General features: G+C 65.8%; 1 protein-coding gene. It reads right to left on the bottom strand.

Annotated features, from left to right (window positions below):
* Nucleotides 1-228: terminase gpA endonuclease subunit (locus tag E1297_RS49400; protein ID WP_209015508.1), on the bottom strand; the 228-nt coding region annotated here is incomplete at both ends.

Raw genomic sequence — 228 nt, 5'->3', positions numbered from 1 at the left:
CATATAGCTTGACCGGACAGATCTCCGGCGCAGCACAGGGCGTGTCTTGACAGGCGGTTCAGCGCTTTCCCCGCAGACGGCTGGTGCCACCTGTCTTTCCAGATCAGCCCACCGCGCCTCCGGCCATCGGTCCGTGCCCGCAATCCAGGCGGCCGCGCGGGCATAAACCCGGCAGTCCAGCGCCTCGTTGCGTTCGCGCAGCTTCTGCCATTCGAGTTTCGCGAAGCC

Source organism: Roseibium sp. RKSG952, from assembly GCF_009711355.1.
Note: the sequence above shows the minus strand (reverse complement) of the source record. Positions and strands in the feature narration are given on the sequence as shown.